The following is a 23,530-nucleotide window of genomic DNA, read 5'->3' on the forward strand; positions in this document are numbered from 1 at the left end:
TTGGTTAAATGTATCATCACGTAATGTAATTGATTGGTGGCAAAAACCGAGTTAATTTAACATTAATATCTGTAATTACTCTTAATTTCCATCGAGTAATACTATTAAAGAAGAATATGAGAGAAATTTATTCTCCCCCTCTCATTTCAAACATTTAACCCATATCGATGATTGTAGGGTTTAACGTTAATCTTGAATTAAAAACAGACAGAGTAAGGTAGGAATAGTATTATTAGCGCCATTATGTCTTTTATTCTATTTGAGATTGTATTGTGACTTCATTTGCTGACCTAAACGCGCTTTCTGCGGAACAACTCGCTAACTTGCAAGAGTTAGGCTACCTAAACATGACGCAGATCCAAGCGGCCGCTCTTCCCCCTATCCTTGCCGGAAAAGACGTTCGAGCACAAGCTAAAACTGGCAGCGGCAAAACGGCTGCTTTTGGTCTGGGTTTATTACAACATATTGACGCTAAATTATTTAAAACTCAGTCATTAGTTTTATGTCCAACTCGCGAACTGGCAGACCAAGTCGCTAATGAATTACGTCGTTTAGCTCGCGCGATCCCTAATATCAAAATTTTAACGCTCTGTGGTGGTGTGCCATTTAGTGTACAACGCGACTCCCTTGCCCATGCTGCTCATATTATTGTTGCCACCCCGGGACGTTTACTTGATCATTTAAATCGTGAAACAGTACAACTTGATGCATTGCAAACATTAGTTTTAGACGAAGCAGACAGAATGCTCGATATGGGCTTTATGCCAGATATTGAGTCCATCATTGACTACGCACCAATTAATAGACAAACACTATTATTTTCAGCTACTTGGCCAGATGAAATTGCACGAATTAGTCAGCAAATTCAGAATGACCCTCAAACAATTGAAATCAATAGTGTTGATGAACTTCCTGCCGTTGAACAACAATTTTATGAAGTCGCTCGTCACGAAAAAATTGAATTATTACAAAAACTCTTGAGCCGTGAACAGCCAGCTTCTTGTGTCGTTTTTTGTAATACGAAGAAAGATTGCCAAGCCGTTTATGATGCCTTAACCGCAAGCAAGCAAAGTGTCTTAGTGCTTCATGGTGACATGGAACAGCGTGAACGCGACCAAACTCTTGTGCGTTTCGCTAACGGAAGTAGCCGTGTATTAGTGGCTACGGATGTTGCCTCCCGAGGGTTAGATATTAAAGCCCTCGAAATGGTGATTAACTATGAATTATCATGGGATCCTGAAGTGCATGTTCATCGCATCGGCCGAACTGCACGTGCTGGAGAAAGCGGTTTAGCGGTGAGTTTGTGTGCACCAGAAGAAGCCCAGCGAGCCAATGCTCTAGAAGAAATGTTAAATATGAAGCTTAATTGGCAAGCCGAGCCTACAGGTATACGTATCGCTCCGTTAGAAGCGACGATGATGACCTTATGCCTTGATGGTGGTAAAAAAGCCAAAATACGCCCCGGTGATATTCTCGGTGCCTTGACCGGCGAAGTTGGCCTCAATGGTGCCGATATTGGCAAGATTGTGATCCACCCTACCCATGCCTATGTCGCACTCAAACGTGAAGTTGCGGTACAAGCTTGGAAACATTTACAGCAAGGGAAAATCAAAGGAAAATCCGTTAAAGCTAGGCTACTAAAATAACCAATATTTTCTGTGTTTCCTTCCAATATAAAAAGGAAGGAAACACATTAGTCATTCTATAATGCCACGTTATTTTCTTGCGGTAATGCCGATTTCGGTAAACCAAATATTTTGTCGAAAGCCCAATTAAAAAAGAAAGTATAAATTGGGATAAAAATAATTAGGGCAAAATCAAGTATTAATGCTTGTAAAAGACTAATTGACAACCACCATGCAATTAAAGGAATTAAAAAAACCACCAACGTTAATTGAAATAATATGGCGTGTACAAACCGGCGCCTAAAAGTTCTAATGCGTGATTTTTGCTTTGATTCCCAATATTCAAACGCAGTATTAAAAATAAAGTTCCAGCTAACCGCAATCGTTGTTATGACTAAAGCTAATGGACCTGTTGTTTCCGCAGAATTACCAGAAAGAAAAGCTAATGCTAAAGCTGAAATTAACCAACCAATAACCTCATAAGCCGTTACAAAAACAATTTTACGTTTAATCCCCTGCATTTTTCCACCCCCAAAAATATCATTATCAATAAGGTGGTAAAATAAATATAATTCAATGATAATAAAAGTCAGCTTCTATCAGTTTTATTGAAAGGTCAACAATGCCATTTAATAGTGATAACTTAACAGTTTTTCTTACTGTATTAGATAAAGGCTCATTTTCTGCAGCGGCAAGGGCCTTAAAACGCGTACCTTCAGCGGTTAGCATGGCAGTAGCGAATCTAGAGGCTGAACTTGGATTTGAATTATTTGATAGACATACGCGGGAACCTAAACCCACAGAAAAAGCGCTTTCATTAGCGCCCTACGCACGACATATTATTGCCAATTTATCTCAACTCAATACTTTTTCTCTGGAATTATCTCAAGGTGTTGAAAGCACACTGACCATTGGTATTGCGGCTGGTATTAATGCCAATTTACTCTTTGATGCTCTACATATTTTAAGCCAACGTTACCCTTTACTGCATATTGAACTGATTACCGCCCCTCAAGATGATCTTTTACCGTTATTACATGAACAACAAATTCATCTCGCAATTGTCTTTGGTGGTTTAAATGTTAATTCCCAAGAGCAGTTTCATTATATTGGCGAAGAATCAATTATTGCTACCATTTCTGCTAAACATCCCTCTCTACAAAATAAAACTTCACTTTATATCGAAGATCTTGTTGAAAGTCGGCAAATAATTATTGCGAGTCGTCAGCGTGAACTGAGTGATATCCGCATTCTAGTTTCCAGTAATTATTGGAAAGCAGACAGTTTCTCTTTGGCTCTCGGTTTAGTCGAGAATGGTATGGGATGGGGAAATTTTCCTTTATCACTGATTAAAGATAAATTAAACGATGGCTCACTAAAACCCCTTGAGTTTAAAAATACCCCAAATGGCTTTAAGTTGCCTATTCATGCAGTATGTTTGAAAGGGCATGTGCTTAAACGTGGTGCACAAGAATGCATTGAATTACTAAAAAAAGTGACGCTACCCTCAACCCATTCTTAAATCGCCGCCATACTACTGATTCGGAGATAACCGTGCTTAATCAAACTATCAAACATATCCATAATATCCGTTTACCTGAGTGTGATAGGCTGTGGCGTATTGATATCGATAATCAGAAAATCCAAGCTATTCTTCCACAAATTGAAGGCGAAGTATTGCCAGACAGCGTAGACGGTGAAGGTGGTTTAGTAACCGCTCCCTTCGTTGAGCCACATATTCACTTAGATACCACTCAAACCGCTGGGCAACCCAATTGGAACCAGTCTGGAACGCTCTTTGAAGGTATCGAACGTTGGGCTGAGCGCAAAGCGATGCTCACCCACGATGACGTTAAAAGCCGAGCGTGGCAAACCCTTAAATGGCAAATAGCCAATGGTATTCAACATGTTCGCACCCATGTGGATGTGTCAGACCCGACATTAACTGCACTGAAAGCGATGTTAGAGGTAAAACAAGAAATCGCACCTTGGGTTGATGTGCAAATTGTTGCTTTCCCTCAAGAAGGTATCCTGTCTTATCCAAATGGCGAAGCCCTGTTAGAAGAAGCATTACGCCTCGGTGCCGACGTCGTTGGTGCTATTCCACATTTTGAGTTTACCCGTGAGTATGGTGTAGAATCTCTCCATAAAACATTCGCTTTAGCGCAGAAGTATGACCGTTTGATTGATGTCCACTGTGATGAAATCGATGATGAGCAATCCCGTTTCGTTGAAACGGTCGCAGCGTTAGCGCATGCACAAGGCATGGGCTCTCGCGTCACAGCAAGCCATACCACCGCAATGCATTCATACAATGGTGCTTATACATCTCGTTTATTTCGCCTGCTAAAAATGTCTGGGATTAACTTTGTGGCTAATCCGTTAGTGAACATTCACTTACAAGGCCGTTTTGATACTTACCCTAAACGTCGAGGTATCACCCGTGTTAAAGAGATGCTAGCTGCGGAGATTAATGTCTGCTTCGGTCACGACGATGTATTTGACCCATGGTACCCACTAGGTACTGCCAACATGCTGCAAGTCTTGCATATGGGGTTACATGTTTGCCAATTAATGGGTTACCAGCAAATCAATGACGGATTAAAGCTGATCAGTGAATACAGCGCACGTACGTTGAACTTGCAAGATTATGGTGTGAGTGAAGGAAAACGCGCTAGTTTATTGATTTTACCAGCAGAAAATGGCTTCGATGCCGTGCGCCGTCAAGTCCCCGTGCGTTACTCTATTCGAGATGGCCAGGTGATCGCCAATACCCAACCTGCGGTAACCCAAATTCATTTAGAACAAACGGAAACAATCCGTTATGGATATACTCCAAAAATCTAACCATTAATTTTTTATTCCAAAATGGCTCCCTATAATCATCGGTGAGCCATTTATCTTGTAGCTCATCATTAAATTTAAATATGATCAGCCCGAAAACTAATCTTAATCGGATAAAAAGCAACTAATAGCGTATTTTTCACACAAAAGTCATTCCTATATACTAGACTTAATCCAATACTTATTGCAGAGCTTAAAAAGCTTTGGAGTGCAAATAAACGTCTTATAAGAACTCCTTTTTTGGTTATAAGTGCCATTTCTACGTATTAAGTGCAATTTCTATTGAAATTCAATGTGAACGTTTTATATTTTTTAGAGAGTTATCTGAAACTGGATTTGAGCTTTATTTATAGCAACAATAACGCTAATACACTGACTGTCATGCAGTGGTGGTCAATATTCCTGTTTTGCTGTACCGCGAATACGTCACAAATAAAGTTCTCTGAATCCCACTTTGAAAAAAATTGGAGATCAGATGAGTACTGAACACATCGTTAACCAAAAAAACACTATCGACCCTTGGCAACGCATTGCTGCCGAGCTATTAAGTGAAGCTGGCATTAAAATTAATGGTTCCCGCCCTTTTGATATCCAAGTTCACAACCCCCTATTCTTTAAACGCGTGCTACAACAAGGTTCAATAGGATTAGGTGAAAGCTATATGGATGGTTGGTGGGATTGCGAGCGCTTAGATATATTCTTCCAATATGTATTACGCCATAGACTCGATAAAAAAATACCTCATAACTTCAGTGATACATTAAAAATTGCTGTTGCTCGTGTTCGTAATCTACAAACCTTAAAACGCGCTCGTATTGTTGGAGAAGAACATTATGACCTCGGGAATGACTTATTTTCCTTGATGCTCGACCCTTATATGCAATATTCCTGTGGCTACTGGAAAGGCCTAGAAACGGTTCCTGAAAACCTTCATCTCGCACAAGAACAAAAATTAAATTTAATTTGCGAAAAACTGCAATTAAAACCGGGGATGCGATTACTTGATATTGGCTGTGGCTGGGGGGGACTTGCCGCCTATGCGGCAAAAAACTTTGGCGTTTCTGTCACAGGTGTCACTATCTCCGCGGAGCAACAAAAATATGCTCAAGCGCGCTGTGCAGGCTTAGATGTCAATATTAAATTAGAAGATTATCGAGGTCTCAATGACCAATTTGACCGTATTGTCTCTGTCGGCATGTTTGAGCATGTCGGCCCGAAAAACTATGCGGCTTACTTTGATGTTATTCAGCGCAATTTAAAAACTCATGGCCTGTTTTTACTTCACACCATTGGCTCTAACCAAAGTAAAGTGAATGTCGACCCGTGGATCAATAAGTATATTTTTCCAAACGGCTGCCTACCTTCTGTGCAAAATATTGGTGAAACCAGTGAAGGTAAATTAGTGATGGAGGATTGGCATAATTTTGGTGCTGATTATGACCATACACTCATGGCATGGTACTCCCGTTTCCAAGCCGCTTGGCCTGAACTCGAATTTAATTATACACCTCGTTTCAAACGCATGTTTTCCTATTATCTAAATGCTTGTGCAGGTGCATTTAGAGCTCGAGACATTCAGTTATGGCAAATACTTTGGAGCCCACAAGGTGTGAATGGAGGCCTACGGGTTGCTCGCTAAGCTTCTATCTTGAACATATACCTTCGTTAATCTTACGGGCTAGTTAAAGAATCAATGTGTTTCATTCAACCATTGCTCAATAGCCTGTAAGCCTTGCTGCACATTATCTTTCAATTGAGTATCCGCCATTGGCTGCTGCTCTAATAACTCACAAGTTTTTACTGCACTTTGCATTCCTAAACTGGCACAACTGCTTTTTAACTGGTGAGCAAGGCGCTTGACTTGTTCTGTGTTATTTTCTGCTCGTGCAATGTCAATTTGGTCAATCAAAGGCAAGGAATGCTGTTTAAAAATACTCACCCATTCGCGAATTTTCGGAAGTCCCATTAGTTCGGCATCACTAATAAGCTGTTGTAAATCTATAAATTTCTCCTGAATACTAGGAGCAGGCAATGTATATTCACCGCCTGAAATATATTTAACGATTAACTTGTTTAACGTATCTCTTGGTACCGGTTTTTGAATAATTCCACGAAAAACTTGGCTGGTCCGTTGGCGTAAAGTTTCATCAATCACATGAGCACTAAAACCAATCAAAATCAATTGGGGATAGGTTTTCGCTAATTGTTTAGCTAAGGTGATACCATCGATATCAGGTAAACCGAAATCCACCAATGCCGCGGTAAATTGTTGCCCAGTTTGTAGGGCTGCTAGCGCCTCAGCTGCAGACCCAACAATAGTGACCTGTGCCCCGCTGCGGGTTAACATTTCCCCACTAATTTTCTGAGTCAATGGGTTGTCTTCTATGAGTAATAAATGCACGCCCAACATGTCTAATGGCAGATCAGCCGATTTACTTACGGGATGCGAGGCGATACATAACGGCAGTGTTAAACGAAAACAGCTCCCGCTCCCTAATTGGCTACTAACCGTTAATTCACCGCCCATCGCTTGCGCTAAACTTGCACTAATTGTCAGTCCAAGCCCCGTTCCACCCCGCTGGCTATCTACTTGCACAAATGGCTTAAAAATATCCGTAAATCGCGAGCTATCAATGCCGCACCCTGTGTCTTCCACTTCAATAAACCAATATTTGCCATAACGGCAACTGCGTAACGTAATTTGCCCCTGTTGAGTAAAGCGCAATGCATTACTGAGTAAATTCGTGATAATTTGTCGGATCCGTAGCGGGTCCCCTTGTAAAGCAATCGGCAAATCATCCGCAACATCTGCAACTAACTGAATAGCAGGGTTTTTATTACTCGCATTCATTAAATACAAAGTACTTTCTAATAACGGCTTAGGTTCGAAAGGCTCATCATTGATAGACACATTATGTCCTCCGGCTTCAATTGCGGAGTAGTCCAAAATGTCATTTAAAATGGCTAATAAAGATTCACCTGAGTCAGTAATTGCATATAAATCATCATGATACTGATTAAGTGCTTTATTTTCTAATAACAGTTGCGCTGTCCCCAAAATCCCATAAAGAGGAGTACGGATTTCATGGCTCATTGCCGCCAAAAATGCCGATTTCGCCTGATTGGCTTGTTCCGCTTCAGAACGAGCTTTTCGGTGCTCAACGACCATCACACGCAGTTCTGCCGTCCTCGCTTTGACTTCATCTGCTAGCTGTTCACGCTGATTATTTAAGGCATGAACACTTTCACGAAATGCATCCATTAAACGGCCAATCGTATCAAGCTCTTTCACTCCTGCGGTTTCAGGAAATGCGGAGTCAATATCGCCCTCTAACAACCGTTGAAGTGCTTGAGTCTGCTGCGCCAACGGTTTTGTCACTAAGCGATAAACCACTCGCCAAAGGATCAAAACCAATGAGAGTAGAGAGACAATACTCAATGCTAACAACCAATTCTGCCCCCGCTCACTGGCTTGCTTTAGTTGCCCCAATGCGGTTTGGTTACGCAGCTCAATGATGTTAACTAATTGCGCTACTTCACTACTAAAACGTGCAAATTGGTCAATATTATTTTGTGATAAAATCTGTAAACGTGTTGTGATGTCGTTATCTTGCCGGTACAACGCAATTAACTCTGTATAGCGCTTCACGCTATTTAACGCGTTTTCTACTTGGCCTCGCACTGCGGGGTCTTCAATATATTTTTGCCGACGTTGTAAGATTTTAACTGCAGAATTCAACTGTTTTTCTAATTCAGCCATATTACGGTGGGGCTGGTTTGAACCTAAATTAAGTACCATTTGCTGTACACGCATCGCGCTTAATCGAAGTTCATTCATTTGGCTAGCATATTCAAGGTCAATATCAATTAGTTGATCAAGGGCTTGTTGGGCTTGTTCCCCTTGATTCCTTTCGATAAGGTCATAAATACTGACCTGAGTTGCTCCCGCTGAAGTGGCAGCATTGTTTGCTTGACCATGTGCCATTTGGGCGATATCACCTGCCGCTGCAATTATATGCTGCCTTAATTGTTGTTGCTCTGCGCGCAGTTTTAAACGCTGCCCGACTAACTCACCCTGTTGGCTTAATGATTGAGCAATTTCTTTTTCTTGCTGTTCAATATCTTGTGTATTAAAACCTTGTTCTCGTAATGTTTTCAGTATATTCGTGATTTTTAGGCTTTGTGCTGTTAACATCCGCCCTTGTGCTAACCAAATACTTTCACTATCCGCATTTGTGAGATTTTGTGCAGAAAATAATTCCCAAGCACTTGCTTCGCTCAGTTGCCTTGCCATATTCATGGTTGGGATCAGAGCCTCGGTATTGGCCTGTTCAACTTGGCTAACAAAACGTAAGTTGTACCACCCTACAAGGGTGCTGATAAAGGTCAATGCGGCCATCAGCGCAAAGCCCATCCACAATCGTCTAGTTAGTGATAAATTCACGGTTTGGTTAGCCTAAAAATTAAAATGATTGAGTTAGTAGTAAGAAAGCATTTAGGATAACGGTTTCTGGTTTGTGAGGCTATCATGCGTGTATTGATTTTACTCCTGTTCATATTTCACTCGTTGTTGAACCTAGCAATGGCACAGAATAGTTCACTCATTCAGTGGCGTGATAACCTACATTTTAATCACCAAACACATGATCCCGTAACCGCCACAAAAACCTGGAAGTTGTGCGCGCTTTACCCTAGTTTAAAAGATTCTTATTGGTTATCAATTAATTATGGCATGCAAAAAGCGGCAAAACACTATGACGTTGACTTAAACGTACTAGAAGCCGGTGGATATAACCAACTAGCAACCCAGCAAAAGCAAATTACGCAATGCCAACAATGGGGAGCAGATGCTATCTTACTGGGAAGTAGCACCACAACTTTTCCAAACCTTAGCCAACTCGTGGGAAATACGCCTGTCATAGAAGTCATCAATGCCACCCACGATAACACAATAAAAACCCGTGTTGGAGTGCCTTGGTTCCAAATGGGCTATCAGCCGGGGCGCTATTTAGTGCAATGGAGCCAAGGTAAGCCATTGAAAGTTTTACTCATGCCAGGGCCATTAAATGCCGGTGGCAGCCATGAAATGGAACAAGGATTCCGAGAAGCTATTGCAGGTAGCCAAGTACAAATTGTGGACGTCGCACAAGGGGATAACGACCTTGAGGTGCAACGCAATTTGTTGCATGAAATGTTAGAGCGTAACCCTGATATTAATGTTGTCGTTGGCACAGCGATTGCCGCTGAGGCCGCAATGGGTGAAGGCCGTAACTTAACGAAACCACTGAATATTGTTTCTTTTTACTTGTCTCATCAAGTCTACCGAGGCTTAAAAAGAGGCCGAATAATTATGGCCGCCAGCGACCAGATGGTTTGGCAAGGTGAGCTAGTGATTGAACAAGCCATCAAAGTACTACAAGAGCAGCCGGTTCCAAACAATATCAGCCCGCCGATTTTAGTGCTTACTCAACAAAATGCCGATAGTGAACACTTACGCAATTCATTATCCCCTGGAGGCTTTAGGCCCGTATATCAATATACATCGGCAGCTAAAAAATAGCCTTCACCGTGCTGAGTTACTAATAAATCAGCATTGATTTTATGGCGTAAACGACGAATAAGTACATCCACGGTGCGTAAATCAGGGTGATCGACTCGTCGGGCAGATAACATACGTAACAGACGTTCTCGGGTTAAAATCTCCCGCGGGTTAGTCACAAACGCCACAAGTATTTCATATTCTGCCCGAGTGAGTTTGATAACCTGATTTTCAAATTGGAGTGTATGCATTGAGACATTTAGGCAATAGCCCGCAAACTGATAGCAATTATCTTGAGAAACAACTTGGGTTTGCGAAGGCTTAGCAAGGTCAATGCGCCAAAGTAGATTTTTAACGCGAACGACTAACTCCCTCAATTCCAAGGGTTTAGTAACGTAATCATCTGCTCCCATTTCTAACCCCACAATACGGTCAATTTGGTCACAGCGGCCGGTAACTAAAATAATCCCCACCGTGAAACGCTCACGTATTGCTCTTGTTAACATTAACCCGTTTTCATCCGGTAAATTAATATCTAACAGAATCAAATCAACGGCCTGCTGATCCATAATTTCACGTAGACCCGCACCATTCCCCGTCACAGAAACACGATATCCTTCTTGCTCAAAATAAGCCTGTAAGCGAGCCTGAGTAACGGGTTCATCTTCAACAACCACAATATGATGTGATGTCATTGATACACTCTCTTCTGTTCATATCTGTTCATATTTGCTCATATCTTGCCGTAAGCTGTTCATTCTGGCTAGTACCGCTATTCATATTAACTCAATAAGATTGCCTGTATTAAACCATATAATTACAGGGGCTATTATGCGGAAACTCTGGAGAGCGTTGCGAAAACCAAGTGCTCGTTGGTCAATGCTAACGTTAATCGTTGTCGGGATTGCAGTGGGTGTTGCGTTAATCGTTGTCCCCCATGTTGGGATGAAAGTGACTAGCACCACTGAGTTTTGTGTCAGTTGCCATAGCATGGAACCCGTTTACGAAGAATATAAACAATCTGTACATTTCCAAAATGCATCTGGCGTACGCGCAGAATGCCATGACTGCCATATTCCCTCCGACCTTCCAGGCATGATTAAACGGAAACTCGAAGCAAGCAATGATATTTATCAAACATTTATTGCTCACTCGATAGATACCCCAGAAAAATTTGAAGCCAAACGTGCCGAACTTGCGGAACGCGAGTGGGCTCGCATGAAAGAGAATAATTCAGCCACTTGCCGCTCTTGCCATGATTATGACTCGATGGATCACGCAAAACAAAACCCAGAAGCGGCTCGCCAAATGCAAATTGCTGCGAAAGAAAATCAATCCTGTATTGATTGCCATAAAGGGATTGCCCATCAACTACCCGATATGAGTAGTGGCTTTCGTAAACAATTTGATGAGTTAAGAGCGAAAGCAAACAGTGATGCTGACATTCTTTATTCACTTGATATTAAACCTCTTTATGCCAATAAAGGGGATAAAGACCCCGCAGGCTCGTTACTTCCTGCCTCAGAGGTGAAAGTTCTAAAACGTGATGGCGATTGGCTACAAGTTGAAATAACAGGGTGGACAGAAACCGATGGTCGCCAACGCGTTCTATCTGAATTTCCGGGTAAGCGAATTTTCGTCGCTTCGATACGCGGTGATGTTCAAGAAAATGTGAAAAATTTAGAAAGCACCGTTGTCGCTGCAACAGATACGTCATGGAGCAAACTGCAAGCAACTGCATGGATGCAACAAGGCGATATGGTCAATGATATCAAACCGATATGGGCTTATGCAGATTCTTTATATAACGGTTCATGTAATCAATGCCATGGTGCGCCAGATATCGCTCACTTTGATGCTAACGGTTGGATAGGCACATTAAACGGTATGATTGGCTTTACCAGTTTAGATAAGCGAGAAGAGCGTACCTTACTGAAATACTTACAAATGAATGCATCTGATACCGCAGGATCTTCACACGGTGATAACGGAGAACAGAATGAAAAATAATCCAACTTTTCAAGCTTCTCGTCGACGCTTTTTGTTCCAGCTTGGCGGGCTCACTGTGGCAGGTATGTTAGGCCCTTCCCTATTAACACCGCGTAAGGCTAGCGCTGCGACAGTTGGCGAACAAGCTGCGGTAGTACAAGAAGGCATTCTGACTGGGTCACACTGGGGTGCAATTCGCGCCACTGTAGTTGATGGCCGTTTTATCGAAGCAAAACCTTTTGAACACGATAAATTCCCATCAAAAATGATTGCAGGATTGCCTGACCATGTACATGGCACCGCTCGTATCCGTTATCCAATGGTTCGTGTTGATTGGCTACGTAAACGTCATTTAAGTGATACTTCTCAACGGGGTGATAACCGTTTCGTACGTGTTTCTTGGGATGAAGCCCTTGATTTGTTCTATCAAGAGCTAGAACGTATTCAAACAACTTATGGGCCAAGTGGGCTGCTCACTGCAAATGGTTGGCAATCAACCGGGATGCTCCACAATGCTTCAGGCATGTTAGCCCGCGCCATTGCCCTGCATGGCAATAGTGTTAGTACTGGCGGAGACTACTCAACGGGGGCTGCACAAGTCATTTTACCTCGAGTCGTTGGGTCGATGGAGGTTTATGAACAACAAACCTCTTGGCCGCTAGTCCTGAAAAATAGTAAAACCATCGTATTATGGGGCTCTGACCTGATTAAAAACCAACAAGCTAACTGGTGGTGTCCTGATCATGACGTTTATGAATATTATGAACAACTCAAAGAGAAAGCGGCTAATGGCGAGATAAAAGTCATCAGTATTGACCCTATAATCACCTCAACTCATGATTACCTTGGACGTGCAAATGTTCAACATATCGCTATTAACCCCCAAGCGGATGTACCGCTGCAATTAGCCATCGCCCACACGCTTTACAGTGAAGGCTTGCATGATAAAACCTTCTTAAAAGAATATTGTGTCGGTTTCGAGCAATTTGTTCCCTACTTAATGGGAAAAACGGATGGACAACCCAAAGATGCACAATGGGCAGCTGAAATTTGCGGTATTGATGCCGACACAATCCGAGCTTTAGCTCGCCAAATGGCAGCAGATAGAACCCAAATCATTGCAGGTTGGTGCGTTCAACGTATGCAACATGGTGAACAATGGTCGTGGATGATTGTTGTTTTAGCTGCGATGTTAGGTCAAATTGGCTTACCGGGTGGAGGATTTGGCTTCGGCTGGCATTATAATGGCGCGGGTACACCAAGCCGTCAGGGGATTATTTTAAGTGGTTTTTCCGGCTCAACCAAAGTGCCACCTATTCATGATAGCAATGATTACAAAGGCTACAGTAGCACAATTCCTATTGCTCGTTTTATCGATGCGATTTTAGAGCCCGGAAAAACAATCAACTGGAACGGTAAAGCGGTTAAATTGCCACCACTAAAAATGTGTGTATTTGCCGGAACCAACCCATTCCACCGCCACCAACAAATTAACCGTATTATTGAGGGTTGGCGTAAGCTTGAAACGGTTGTTTCTATTGATAATCAATGGACATCCACCTGTCGCTTTGCCGATATCGTATTACCGGCAACCACACAATTTGAACGTAATGACCTTGACCAATACGGTAACCACTCAAATCGTGGCATTATTGCGATGAAACAGCTCGTTGAACCGCAGTTTGAATCACGTAATGACTTCGACATTTTACGCGATCTATGTCGTCGTTTTGGCCGTGAAGAAGCCTTTACTGAAGGTTTAGACGAAATGGGCTGGCTAAAACGCATTTGGCAAGAAGGCAGCCAGCAAGGAAAAGGCCGTGGTATTCATTTACCATCCTTCGATACGTTCTGGGAAAAAGAAGGCTATGTGGAATTTGAACATCCACAAATGTTTGTTCGTCATCAAGCGTTTAGGGAAGATCCCGACTTAGAACCTTTAGGGACACCGAGTGGTTTAATTGAGATTTATTCGAAAACCATTGCCGACATGCAATATGATGATTGCCAAGGTCACCCAATGTGGTTCGAAAAAGCGGAACGCTCCCACGGTGGCCCTGGTTCAAAAAAATGGCCATTACATTTGCAATCTGCTCACCCCGATTTTCGCTTACATTCACAATTGTGCGAATCTCCTGTATTACGCCAATATTATTCCGTTAGTGGCAAAGAGCCTATCTTTATTAGCCCTAAAGATGCAAAAGCCAGAGGTATACAAAATGGTGATATCGTTCGTGTTTTCAACGACCGAGGGCAAGTGTTAGCCGGAGCCGTGGTTTCGGACCTATATACAGAAGGCGTTGCTCGTATCCATGAAGGAGCTTGGTATGACCCGACTAAGGGTGGAGAAATTAATGCTCTGTGTAAATACGGAAACCCAAACGTATTGACATTGGATATAGGAACCTCTCAACTCGCTCAAGCCACCAGCGCACATACGACGATCGTGGAGATAGAAAAATACACAGGGCAAGTGGATAACGTCAGTGCATTCGATGGGCCAATTGAAATGGTGGCTCAATGTGAATATGTTCCTGCATCACAGGTGAATAGATGACCAAAGAAATTACTTTATCGTCAGAACAAATAGCCTGTGTTTATGCATGGTTAGCACAATTATTCTCACGTGAATTAGATAGTGCAACGATAGCGCAACTTCAATCTAGCGAAATGATGGATTGGTTTACAACTATCGAACAGGAACCCGTTTTAATTTCGCCAATTCAAGAGGTTAAAACAAAAATCCAAGCGCTAATGATGCGAAATGATGCTCAGCTCGAATTAGCCGCAGATTTTTGCAGTTTATTCTTAATGTCAGATAAGCAATCCGCCTTACCTTACGCCTCAGTTTATCCAAACAGTGAGCATGGTAATGAACAGATTAAGTACCTATTAGCCGAGGCAGGAATGGAAACCAGTAAGGCATTTAACGAGCCTTCTGACCATATTTCAATTTTTTTGGAGCTATTAAGCCACTTACATTTTTCATTAAATGAAGCCCATTTGGCGCAAGAAAAAGTGGAACAATTACGCCTAAAAACGTTGTCACTTTTACTGCAATGGCTACCGATATTTAGCCAAAACTGCCAACGATATGATGAATTTGGTTTTTATGCTGCTTTGAGTCAGCTGTCGTTAGCGCTAGTTCAATGGGATAAGCAAACCTAATAGATACCATTTAAATAATTTATATATTATTCAACTATTATTAAAAACAAAGGGATATTAATAAATAATATCCCTTTTAAATCTTAGTCATAACACCTGAGTTACTGTAAAGAAATAAGTTTTTCACGGCTCAGCCCAGTGCTTTTCATTATTATCTCAATATTAACTCCTTGCTCCAAAAGATTCCGTGCAGTTGTTATATTTGCCTCTTCTTGGCCTTTTTGAAATCCTTCTTGCAGTCCTTCTTGTCGTCCTTTATCTTGCAATCGTTGCGCAATATTCATGATTGTCTCCTTATGCTTTTCTGTCTGTTCCCCTAAAACTTGAATAACTTGTTCAAAATTATGCGAGTCTAAAGCAATAAACAGATAATTGAGGATAGTTATGATGTCATTATCACTATTATAATGTTTATTGAGTGCCTTCGCCAAGAGAGGGAGTACCTGTTGGAATTCATCCCGAAGATATTTATGTTTCATCGCTAATTCCATTACCGCAATTTTTCGATGATTAACGAGTTCATTATCATCAATAACGGTAATATCTACGAGTGGAAATGGTTGTGTGTATAACTCATGTGCAATCCCTGGTAATGGAAAACAATCCGTCCAAAGTTGTGTATATGGATAAGGCGAACGCGCCCCATGGTAAAATAATATCGGTACAACAATGGGTAATGTTGTTTTTCCTTGCTGCATATGCTGATTCATCGCTAAAAACGCATAATGCATTAAACGCCACGCCATGAGTTTATCGGGAGTTGATTGATGTTCAACTAAAAGATAAATATACCCTTCCCCTTGAGAGGTTTGTACTGAATACAATACATCCGATAACCGCGAGCGAAGTTGTTTATCAATAAACGAGGAATTTGTCAGCGATAACGTATTGAAATCACATAATGATTTTATATATTCCGGTAAATGAATTTCAAAGAAGTCTCGCGCATTTTCAATGTTTGCCATAAATCCTTTAAAAGCCGCATCATGTATCGTTGATGTCGTTTTTTTCTTCATTCAATAATCCTTATTGAAAAGAGCAACGACCACACAATAAAGCAAAATACCTAGATTGTCTGTTCAGTATAACGACATGATAAAATTCGAAATTTTGGAGTGAAATAATATTTATAATGTCAATATTATATTAATAAAAATAACGTTTGAGTAATACCACAAAGTATATCGATGGCTTTATTAAAAAGCACTAAAATAGTTTTTAACACTAGCACATTAAAATCACCACAACCTATTTTGAACAGCGATATACTACTCTACAAGCTTAACCATTTTTCCATTCTCTCCTCTTTGCAATTATTCCACGGTGCTAAATGACAATAGAATATAAACACAAACACACGTCTCAACTTTCAACAGAAAATAGAGAGGCATTGTATTCCGTGCTATATCAAAGCTTTGAGCAAGATTTTACCCATGATGATTTCGAACATGCTTTAGGGGGAATGCATGTTTTAGCCTATGACCATCAACAGATTGTTGGTCATGTTGCTATTATTCAACGCCATATGGCAATCGGTAACATGCCAATAACGGTTGGCTATGTTGAAGCGATGGCTGTACTAGAAAACTACCGTCGCCAAGGGATCGGTAAACAACTCATGCAGGCTACCAACCAAATTATTGCCAGTTGCTATCAGCTAGGCCTCCTTTCTGCATCAGATGAAGGCTTTCATGTATATCAATCTGTCGGTTGGCAGGTTTGGAATGGACCGTTGTATGAGCTCAACCAAGGCCATTATATCCACTCTGTGGATGAAGAAGGTGGTGTTATGGGGTGGTCAAAAAACAATTTAATTGATTTTTCACAGCCCCTATATTGTGATTTTCGCAGTGGAGACCAATGGTAGCCTATATGTGATAAAAGCCAGATAGGCTAAAAAACAACATTAGTTTTATTAAGCGGGTGTCAGGCCGGGTTGTACCACGCTATAAATTTGTTTTTTCAATTCTTCTTGCTTAGCCAATTGGTAAACATGTGAAGCAACATCTGCGCGCATCACTAAACCATGAACTTCAACCTCTTGTTGAAGAGCTGCTTTTCCCGTTGGCTCACCATATAATAACCCACCAGGGCGAACAATCACATAATCTAACGAACTAGTTTGTAGCCATGACTCCGCAAGGGATTTTTCTCTCACTGCCTGGCCAAACGCAGCACGTGACCGAGCAGACAAATAAGGCCATGAGTCTCCACAACCTAGTGACGTGACTAGCACCATACGAGATATACCTGCTTGCTCGGCACAATCAATCACCGTGCGGTGAGCTAAATAATCTTGCGTACCTCCCATGGTTGAAATAACCGTAGCAGTTGTTCCTGCGGAATGACAAGCTGCCTTAACCACCTCACTATCACAAGCATCGCCAATTAACACTTGTACCCCTAAAGCCTCTAAACCTGATGCGGATTGCCTATTACGTACAACTGCGATGATTGGGCGTTTCTCTGCTATTGCCAACTGAGCAATCTGATGACCAACACCTTTTCCACCCGCGCCAAAAATTAACCATGGAGCCATTTTTTTCTCCCTTTGTTTTGAGTGATACATCAATCTATTTGTGATTTAAAAATCTAAAATTACCACAATATAGATGATAATGCGCATTATTTGCATTTATTATTTGAATCTATTTAAGCCGCGAATAGCTATCATCAACGATGGAAAAGTAAACAACACTAACTTTAATGTTTTTTATGTAATTCATTTAATCAAACTCATTAAAATGTGACTAGTTTAACTTTTTCGTAAAAAAACACTTATCATAAAAAATGATAAACCAACAAATTAATTACAAAAATAAATCGTAATATCAACAACTAACAACAAACAAAATACCAGTATCCCATTGATACCCATAATTATTTTAATGTTAATGCGAAGAATTATCATTTGCATTTATATTATTATTTGATTTAATACCTACCGTCATATATATGCGAAATAATAATTTCTTAATCAATAGTATCGTTAATATCTTTAATAAAAATGGAGTATTTCGATGAAAAAGTTAACTATTATCGCCCTAGCATTCGCCACGAGTGGGGGCACTTTTGCCGCTTCTGCTGAGATCGGCTTTGACCAAAGCCAGCCTTTCAACCCAAATGAACCTTCCGTGCGCGTTGGTAAAACAGAAGGTACAAATGGTGGCCATGGTGGCGCTATCGGAGATCCCGGTATTGGTGTGCAAACTGTATATGGTGGAAAAATAATTTCATTCTCAGGCCTAACAAAAATGGCGCCAAAAAAACAGGGAAATGAAGCGCATGTGATTTCCATGCCGAATGGCCCTGGTTCACATGACAAAATGGGCGTATTTAACTTTGCCAAAGTCGCGGATGCTGAAGTGTATTTCGGTGAATGGTCATCGACAGGGCAAGTTAATGACACCACACACACGGCTTACTACTCAGGTAAAGATATCACCACCAATATGCCAACAGCGGGCACTGCGGAATACTCTGTTAAAGGAATAAGCCAATATAACGGAGGTGCAATGGCCGCAGGTACCCTGACAGCTAACTTTGGTACTAAATCTTTAGCAGGGAATATTGGTGCGACGAACATTGATGCCACCATTAAAAATAATGCTACCTTCGCAGGAGATGCGACACTTAATGGCGCATTAGGTGAAACCCGCGGGCACTTTTTTGGCGACCAAGCTAAACATATTGCTGGGGTAACTGAATTCAGCGACCACAGTAAAGATATGGCCTTTGGGGGAAGCCGTGGGAATATTTCCCAGTAATCCGTAAATCAATCTCGGTGACCACAACAAAGCATCACACATTGCTGGTCACCGCCCTTTATTACCGAAGCTAACCCTATGCAATATCTTTTATTAACCCTTGCCATCATGGTTACAATGGTCGCGCCCTCTGCATTTTCAACCAGTCTGGATACAGACCGTGAACAGTTGTTATGGCAAAAAGATAAACAAAATTATCGTGATAAAAGTGCAGTTGTCCCCCATAAAGACCAATTGCTACTCCCAGATGACCTATCAATCAAACTAAATGGGGAAAACTATACCCTAAAAAATAACGCTCAAGATCTAGGCCAGGCGATTTATTTGGCAATCAACCATCGGCAATTTCAAGACGTACAACGCTTATTGCCTCGCTACCAGCAGCTAACTGATGCGGACCCATTGCTTATTTTATTTGCAAAAGCAGAAATCGCTAAAGCGCAAAACCATTACCCTGAAGCAATTGCCCACTACCAACAAATACTGGCACTGTCACCAAAGTTTCTTCGCATTAAGTTGGAACTTGCCCGAGCTTATTTTGACGATAATCAAAATAAGGAGTCTTTGGCTTTATTCCAAAACTTAATCAACGATGAAACACTTGCATTACCTGCCAGTGTAAAGCAGACCATCCAACAATTTATTAGCGCTATCGAAAACCGCACAGCTTGGAGCGGGAGTCTCTCTTTCGGATATAAAAATAACAGTAATATTAACCAAGTCCCTGATAAAAATAAAATTTGGGAAGTACCAGGTGGCACATTAAAAATGGACAACCCCATCGCGTCGTCAGGGCTCACCTATGACGCGAGCCTGAGTAAAATAATTCCTATCTCTGGCCATCATTCGCTGCAAATCAAGGGGACATCATATGGCGACCGCTATCCTCACTATGCCGAATTTAGTGAGAATACCACCTCTTTAGCTGCTTTATACCGTTTTAATGATGCGAATACCACTGTCGCCGTTGGCCCATTAGTTGAATTAAAAACAGTCAATGAAAAGCGTCGTTATTTAGGGATAGGTGGCAAAATTGAAGCTGATTATCAATTCAGCCCAAACATGATCCTCAGTATGTCCGCGGATCACCAACAGCTTCATTACCAAAAACCGTATGACAGTGCCGATGGTAATCGAAGTAGCCTACACCTAACGGGTGTCTATGGAATCACCCCAGATACCTCCCTATTTTTGGGAGCTGACGCGACGCGTCTCACCACAGAAGTTCGTAGTGATGATTATGACCAGTTGGGTGTCCGAGGCGGCTTCTATACCGTGATTACACCTGATGTGCATTTATTAGCACTAGCCACCTATCGAGAAAGCCAATTTCAAGCCTTCAATTACCTCCTGAATGTGAAACGCCATGATCGTGAAGCGATGTACTTTGCGCGGCTCAATTTTCCAAATTATTCATTTTTCACATTTACGCCTTATACCAGTTATCGCTTTCGTGACAATCGCAGCTCCGCAGATGGAATTTACTCCTATCACCAGCACGAAATTTCTATTGGGTTAGAAACCCGTTTTTAAGCGTTATGGCACAGAGAAAAACACTATGTATAAATACAAATTAACACCTATTACTACTGCAATTATTACTGCCCTCTTTATTCCATCGATTGCTTTAGGGGAAAAAGAAGAACACATCGGTACCATTACTGTTCAAGATTCCGCAAAAACTATCAAAGAGCGTGATCAACAAGGCTACGATGACCAATATGATGCAAAAGGCTCTAAAATTTATTTAGGAAAAGACCTTGTTGAGCGTTATAAAGGTACCAGTACCGCGGATGTGCTCAATAGCGCAGTTGGCGTCTATAGCGGTGACGCAAGAAACAGTGGTGCGTTAGACCCAAATATTCGAGGGATCCAAGGACAAGAGCGTGTTCCTGTTACGGTTGACGGCACAGAGCAATCACTAACAGTTTACCGGGGTTACAATAGGGCAAATAACCGTAATTATGTGGACCCAAACCTCATTAGTAGTATTGAGATTGAAAAAAGTGGTTCTCTTGCTGGTGATATAAAAACCTCTGTTGGTGGTGGGATAGCCATCAGAACCCTAGGAATAGATGACGTTGTCGCTCCAGATGAAAAGTTTGGTGTCAGCTTAAAATTAGAAACCAGCAGTAATTCAACTCGTGAACGTATTCCTCACTATGGTTATGGCGAAGATTACCGAGATCACCCAGAGATTTATAAAGATAATAACTCTGTATTCTCCGATCCTGTCGTCCACATCACACCGAAATCCCGAGGAAATGCACAATTTTTCAATTTTAAAGATAATGGCGGAAGAATAGCGGTTGGGACTCGACAAGAAAAATTCGATTTAATGGCTGCCTATGCCTATCGCCGCCAAGGCAACTATTTTGCAGGGAAAAATGGCGCTCACCGTTATAAGGAATCTGTTCAACTAAATGAACAACAAACAGTACAGCAACAACTTGGCCCAGATCCTTACTTACCTTTTGCCGCGAATGTATTTCTCCCCGGAAAAGAAGTGACTAATACCTCTAATGAGCTGGAATCCTATTTAGTTAAAACCAATTTATATCTCACTGAAAACCAAACACTACACCTTGGCTTTCGCCGGAGTGAAAGTACCTATGGTGAAATTATGCCCTCACGTTTAGGATTTGCTGAGCTTGAAGGTAAACAAGTGCTACCACAATGGCCGTTGGCTCACTTTACAGTCAATGCCTATAATGCCGAATACAAATGGAAACCCGAAGATAACCAATGGATTGACCTAAATGCGAATATCTGGATGACGCATTCCGTAGGAGATACCAATACCTCTGGCGGCTACCCTCGAGAGCCCAAAGAGCGTGACTGGGCCTTTGAGTATGGCTATGGCGATGGCAAAGATCCTAACATTGATGGCACGTTAATTAATACCGCAGCAACTAATTCTGAAAATGATCGCATTGGATTTAATTTACGCAATACCATGGCGCTCACCCCCGATCTTGATTTAACCATTCGCGGTTCAATGCTCAAAGAAAAATTAGACTCAAATGACGTTCCACCATCGCAAACTGCTAGCCCGTTTATTGCCCTTCCACGTAAAGGCCATCGGCAAGAAACCAGTATTGCCTTTAACTTTAACTATCGCCCAACGAGTTGGTTGGAGTTGGATGCGGGAGCAAAATATATTGATGGCTGGACAGAAGATGATTACTTAAAAGAGCAAATGCGCAATCGAACCAAAGGTTTTCAAAACCCTGATGAACGACTTGCTAAACAGATCAATTACAACCGAATTTTAACCCAAGATGAATATAATAAGGCTATTGAAAATGGCTACCAACCCTTCAATGGTGGCTATAGGAACAAACAAATCTTACTCAAAACGATAGGGCTTGATGACACGAATTATACTGTTTTCATCACCAAGAGAAATAGCTCTCAACATCCAGAAGAAAATGGCGTTTTAGATGTCAATTTCCGCACGGAATGGAAATCAGATAAAGACGGGCGCTATACGACAAAAACGAACCCTTTCCATAACGGAACTTTTGACTCTCAAGCACGCGCTGTCGACCCAGTAACGGGTAAAGAAGTTTACGTCTATGGGGCAAGTTATTCGCATCCTTCAGATGATATCGAGCGAAAGCTCACTGAAGAAGAAAAATGGAAATTCTCAGGCAAACAAAAAAGCCATGGCTGGGCGCCTGCTTTTGGTGCCAATATTTGGTTGTCTGATAACGACCGCGTTTATGCGCGCTACATCGAAACAGTACGCTTGCCAAGTATTTTCGAAAATAGCATTGGGTTTGCTGGGGAAAGTGAAGCTCGCAAAGAGAAAATGTTATTCAAACCCGAACGTGCGAAAACCATAGAATTTGGCTATTCCCGTAATTTACAAGGGTTACTCGGTGCTGAACGTCACGCTGATGTGAAAATAGGCTATTACCATACTGTCATCGAAAATGCATTTGACCGTGATGGACGTCTTAATTTTGTTCAAGTAAAAGAGCATAAAACCGCGGGGATTGAAGCTTTGGCCCGCTACGATAATGGTGGGGTATTTATGGATATTGGTGTTGATTACCGCCTCAAAAATGAAGTTTGTGATGACTCCGCACCCGCTAATTTGGATCCAACTAACCGCTATAATATCTCTCAATGCACCACCGCAGGTTTCCCCGGTGGCTTTTTACGCACACAATTACAGCCTAAATATGCGATTAACTCTAACCTCGGCATGCGTTTTATGGATGAAACTCTCGAGGTGGGAACACGCTTACGTTATACCAGCAGCGTGCAAAATAAAGATGAACGGAAATTAATGCTGCAATTCCCAGGGAGTTATTCAATGGCGAATAATAGCCCAATGCACTGGACCCCGACCTTTACAGCAGATGCCTATGCCAGTTACCAAATTGATAAAAATATCAATGTCGAATTCTTAGTAACCAACTTAACTGATCGTTATTATATCGACCCACTAACACGCAGTATGATGCCAGCTCCAGGCCGCACACTACGCTTAGGATTAAATGCACAATTTTAGATAAATGCTGTTGATTTACCCACTATAAATATCCGCTGCTAACCTTAAGTAGGAGCGGATATTCATCACTTCAGTA

Annotated in this window: 17 protein-coding genes; 12 read left to right on the top strand and 5 right to left on the bottom strand. The window is 41.6% G+C overall.

Annotation, left to right across the window (positions count from 1 at the left end; translation table 11 throughout):
• Positions 1-272 precede the first annotated feature (272 nt).
• Positions 273-1,646, top strand: a complete 1,374-nt coding sequence (gene dbpA, locus G6Q48_RS07740; RefSeq protein WP_166265528.1) for an ATP-dependent RNA helicase DbpA — start codon at positions 273-275, stop codon at positions 1,644-1,646.
• 56 nt (positions 1,647-1,702) lie between these two features.
• Here dbpA and G6Q48_RS07745 read toward each other — a convergent pair whose 3' ends face one another.
• Positions 1,703-2,146 carry a PACE efflux transporter gene (locus G6Q48_RS07745; RefSeq protein WP_102140002.1) on the bottom strand — a complete coding sequence of 148 codons (444 nt, stop codon included), beginning with the start codon at positions 2,144-2,146 and terminating at the stop codon, positions 1,703-1,705.
• A 101-nt stretch (positions 2,147-2,247) separates the two neighbouring features.
• Between G6Q48_RS07745 and G6Q48_RS07750 the strand changes: the two genes are divergently transcribed.
• The 3 genes from G6Q48_RS07750 (at position 2,248) to cfa (ending at position 6,108) form a co-directional block, all read left to right on the top strand.
• Complete coding sequence (locus tag G6Q48_RS07750) at positions 2,248-3,147, top strand: LysR family transcriptional regulator (protein ID WP_102140003.1); 900 nt, start codon at positions 2,248-2,250, stop codon at positions 3,145-3,147.
• Between the two features lie 32 nt (positions 3,148-3,179).
• A complete protein-coding gene (locus G6Q48_RS07755) occupies positions 3,180-4,472 on the top strand; it encodes a cytosine deaminase (protein ID WP_166265531.1) in 1,293 nt (430 codons plus the stop codon).
• Positions 4,473-4,944: 472 nt separating this feature from the next.
• Entirely contained in the window at positions 4,945-6,108 is a 1,164-nt protein-coding gene (cfa, locus tag G6Q48_RS07760) for a cyclopropane fatty acyl phospholipid synthase (protein ID WP_102140005.1), read from the top strand.
• Positions 6,109-6,159: 51 nt separating this feature from the next.
• On the opposite strand, the gene torS is transcribed toward cfa, so the two are convergent.
• Positions 6,160-8,913: a TMAO reductase system sensor histidine kinase/response regulator TorS gene (gene torS, locus G6Q48_RS07765; protein ID WP_166265534.1), complete on the bottom strand. Its 2,754-nt coding sequence runs from the start codon at positions 8,911-8,913 to the stop codon at positions 6,160-6,162.
• A gap of 93 nt (positions 8,914-9,006) precedes the next feature.
• Between torS and torT the strand changes: the two genes are divergently transcribed.
• The gene (gene torT / locus G6Q48_RS07770; RefSeq protein ID WP_432652926.1) at positions 9,007-10,029 is read left to right on the top strand and encodes a TMAO reductase system periplasmic protein TorT; all 1,023 of its coding nucleotides are present in this window, start codon (positions 9,007-9,009) and stop codon (positions 10,027-10,029) included.
• On the opposite strand, the gene torR is transcribed toward torT, so the two are convergent.
• A complete protein-coding gene (gene torR, locus G6Q48_RS07775) occupies positions 10,002-10,703 on the bottom strand; it encodes a two-component system response regulator TorR (RefSeq protein WP_102140008.1) in 702 nt (233 codons plus the stop codon). The genes torT and torR overlap by 28 nt on opposite strands.
• 136 nt (positions 10,704-10,839) lie before the next feature.
• Here torR and torC point away from each other — a divergent pair, with 136 nt between their 5' ends.
• Genes torC through torD form a run of 3 tightly spaced genes read left to right on the top strand, consistent with a single transcriptional unit; the run spans position 10,840 to position 15,165 of the window.
• Positions 10,840-12,018 carry a pentaheme c-type cytochrome TorC gene (gene torC / locus G6Q48_RS07780; RefSeq protein ID WP_166265540.1) on the top strand — a complete coding sequence of 393 codons (1,179 nt, stop codon included), beginning with the start codon at positions 10,840-10,842 and terminating at the stop codon, positions 12,016-12,018.
• Positions 12,008-14,554, top strand: a complete 2,547-nt coding sequence (gene torA, locus G6Q48_RS07785) for a trimethylamine-N-oxide reductase TorA (RefSeq protein ID WP_166265543.1) — start codon at positions 12,008-12,010, stop codon at positions 14,552-14,554. The genes torC and torA overlap by 11 nt, the downstream gene beginning before the upstream one ends.
• Positions 14,551-15,165 (top strand): molecular chaperone TorD, encoded by a 615-nt coding sequence (gene torD, locus G6Q48_RS07790; RefSeq protein WP_102140011.1) that lies wholly within the window; start codon positions 14,551-14,553, stop codon positions 15,163-15,165. Before torA ends, torD begins: the two co-directional genes overlap by 4 nt.
• Before the next feature lie 101 nt (positions 15,166-15,266).
• Here the strand turns inward: torD and G6Q48_RS07795 are convergent, their stop codons facing one another.
• Complete coding sequence (locus G6Q48_RS07795; RefSeq protein ID WP_102140012.1) at positions 15,267-16,181, bottom strand: Rpn family recombination-promoting nuclease/putative transposase; 915 nt, start codon at positions 16,179-16,181, stop codon at positions 15,267-15,269.
• Between the two features lie 314 nt (positions 16,182-16,495).
• Between G6Q48_RS07795 and G6Q48_RS07800 the strand changes: the two genes are divergently transcribed.
• Entirely contained in the window at positions 16,496-17,032 is a 537-nt protein-coding gene (locus tag G6Q48_RS07800; RefSeq protein ID WP_102140013.1) for a GNAT family N-acetyltransferase, read from the top strand.
• Positions 17,033-17,080: 48 nt separating this feature from the next.
• Here the strand turns inward: G6Q48_RS07800 and G6Q48_RS07805 are convergent, their stop codons facing one another.
• On the bottom strand, positions 17,081-17,704 hold the full coding sequence (locus G6Q48_RS07805; protein ID WP_166265546.1) for an SDR family oxidoreductase: 624 nt from the start codon (positions 17,702-17,704) through the stop codon (positions 17,081-17,083).
• Between the two features lie 481 nt (positions 17,705-18,185).
• Between G6Q48_RS07805 and G6Q48_RS07810 the strand changes: the two genes are divergently transcribed.
• The 3 genes from G6Q48_RS07810 to G6Q48_RS07820 all read left to right on the top strand — a co-directional run bounded on the left by G6Q48_RS07810 (position 18,186) and on the right by G6Q48_RS07820 (position 23,454).
• Positions 18,186-18,932, top strand: coding sequence for a Slam-dependent surface lipoprotein (locus G6Q48_RS07810; protein ID WP_166265549.1), 747 nt, complete (start codon positions 18,186-18,188; stop codon positions 18,930-18,932).
• Positions 18,933-19,010: 78 nt separating this feature from the next.
• On the top strand, positions 19,011-20,465 hold the full coding sequence (locus tag G6Q48_RS07815; RefSeq protein WP_166265552.1) for a porin family protein: 1,455 nt from the start codon (positions 19,011-19,013) through the stop codon (positions 20,463-20,465).
• A gap of 25 nt (positions 20,466-20,490) precedes the next feature.
• A complete protein-coding gene (locus G6Q48_RS07820; RefSeq protein WP_166265555.1) occupies positions 20,491-23,454 on the top strand; it encodes a TonB-dependent receptor plug domain-containing protein in 2,964 nt (987 codons plus the stop codon).
• Positions 23,455-23,530 lie beyond the last annotated feature (76 nt).

The sequence above is a fragment of the Providencia sp. M-27 genome (assembly GCF_011077905.1).
In the GTDB taxonomy this organism is placed as follows: Bacteria; Pseudomonadota; Gammaproteobacteria; order Enterobacterales; family Enterobacteriaceae; genus Providencia; species Providencia huaxiensis.

Coding starts and splice junctions, on each gene's coding strand:
- G6Q48_RS07805 (WP_166265546.1), bottom strand. CDS start 17,704: ATGGCTCCATGGTTAATTTTTGGCGCGGGTGGAAAAGGTGTTGGTCAT.
- torD (WP_102140011.1), top strand. CDS start 14,551: ATGACCAAAGAAATTACTTTATCGTCAGAACAAATAGCCTGTGTTTAT.
- torR (WP_102140008.1), bottom strand. CDS start 10,703: ATGACATCACATCATATTGTGGTTGTTGAAGATGAACCCGTTACTCAG.
- torA (WP_166265543.1), top strand. CDS start 12,008: ATGAAAAATAATCCAACTTTTCAAGCTTCTCGTCGACGCTTTTTGTTC.
- G6Q48_RS07810 (WP_166265549.1), top strand. CDS start 18,186: ATGAAAAAGTTAACTATTATCGCCCTAGCATTCGCCACGAGTGGGGGC.
- G6Q48_RS07800 (WP_102140013.1), top strand. CDS start 16,496: ATGACAATAGAATATAAACACAAACACACGTCTCAACTTTCAACAGAA.
- G6Q48_RS07815 (WP_166265552.1), top strand. CDS start 19,011: ATGCAATATCTTTTATTAACCCTTGCCATCATGGTTACAATGGTCGCG.
- G6Q48_RS07745 (WP_102140002.1), bottom strand. CDS start 2,146: ATGCAGGGGATTAAACGTAAAATTGTTTTTGTAACGGCTTATGAGGTT.
- G6Q48_RS07820 (WP_166265555.1), top strand. CDS start 20,491: ATGTATAAATACAAATTAACACCTATTACTACTGCAATTATTACTGCC.
- cfa (WP_102140005.1), top strand. CDS start 4,945: ATGAGTACTGAACACATCGTTAACCAAAAAAACACTATCGACCCTTGG.
- G6Q48_RS07795 (WP_102140012.1), bottom strand. CDS start 16,181: ATGAAGAAAAAAACGACATCAACGATACATGATGCGGCTTTTAAAGGA.
- torC (WP_166265540.1), top strand. CDS start 10,840: ATGCGGAAACTCTGGAGAGCGTTGCGAAAACCAAGTGCTCGTTGGTCA.
- G6Q48_RS07750 (WP_102140003.1), top strand. CDS start 2,248: ATGCCATTTAATAGTGATAACTTAACAGTTTTTCTTACTGTATTAGAT.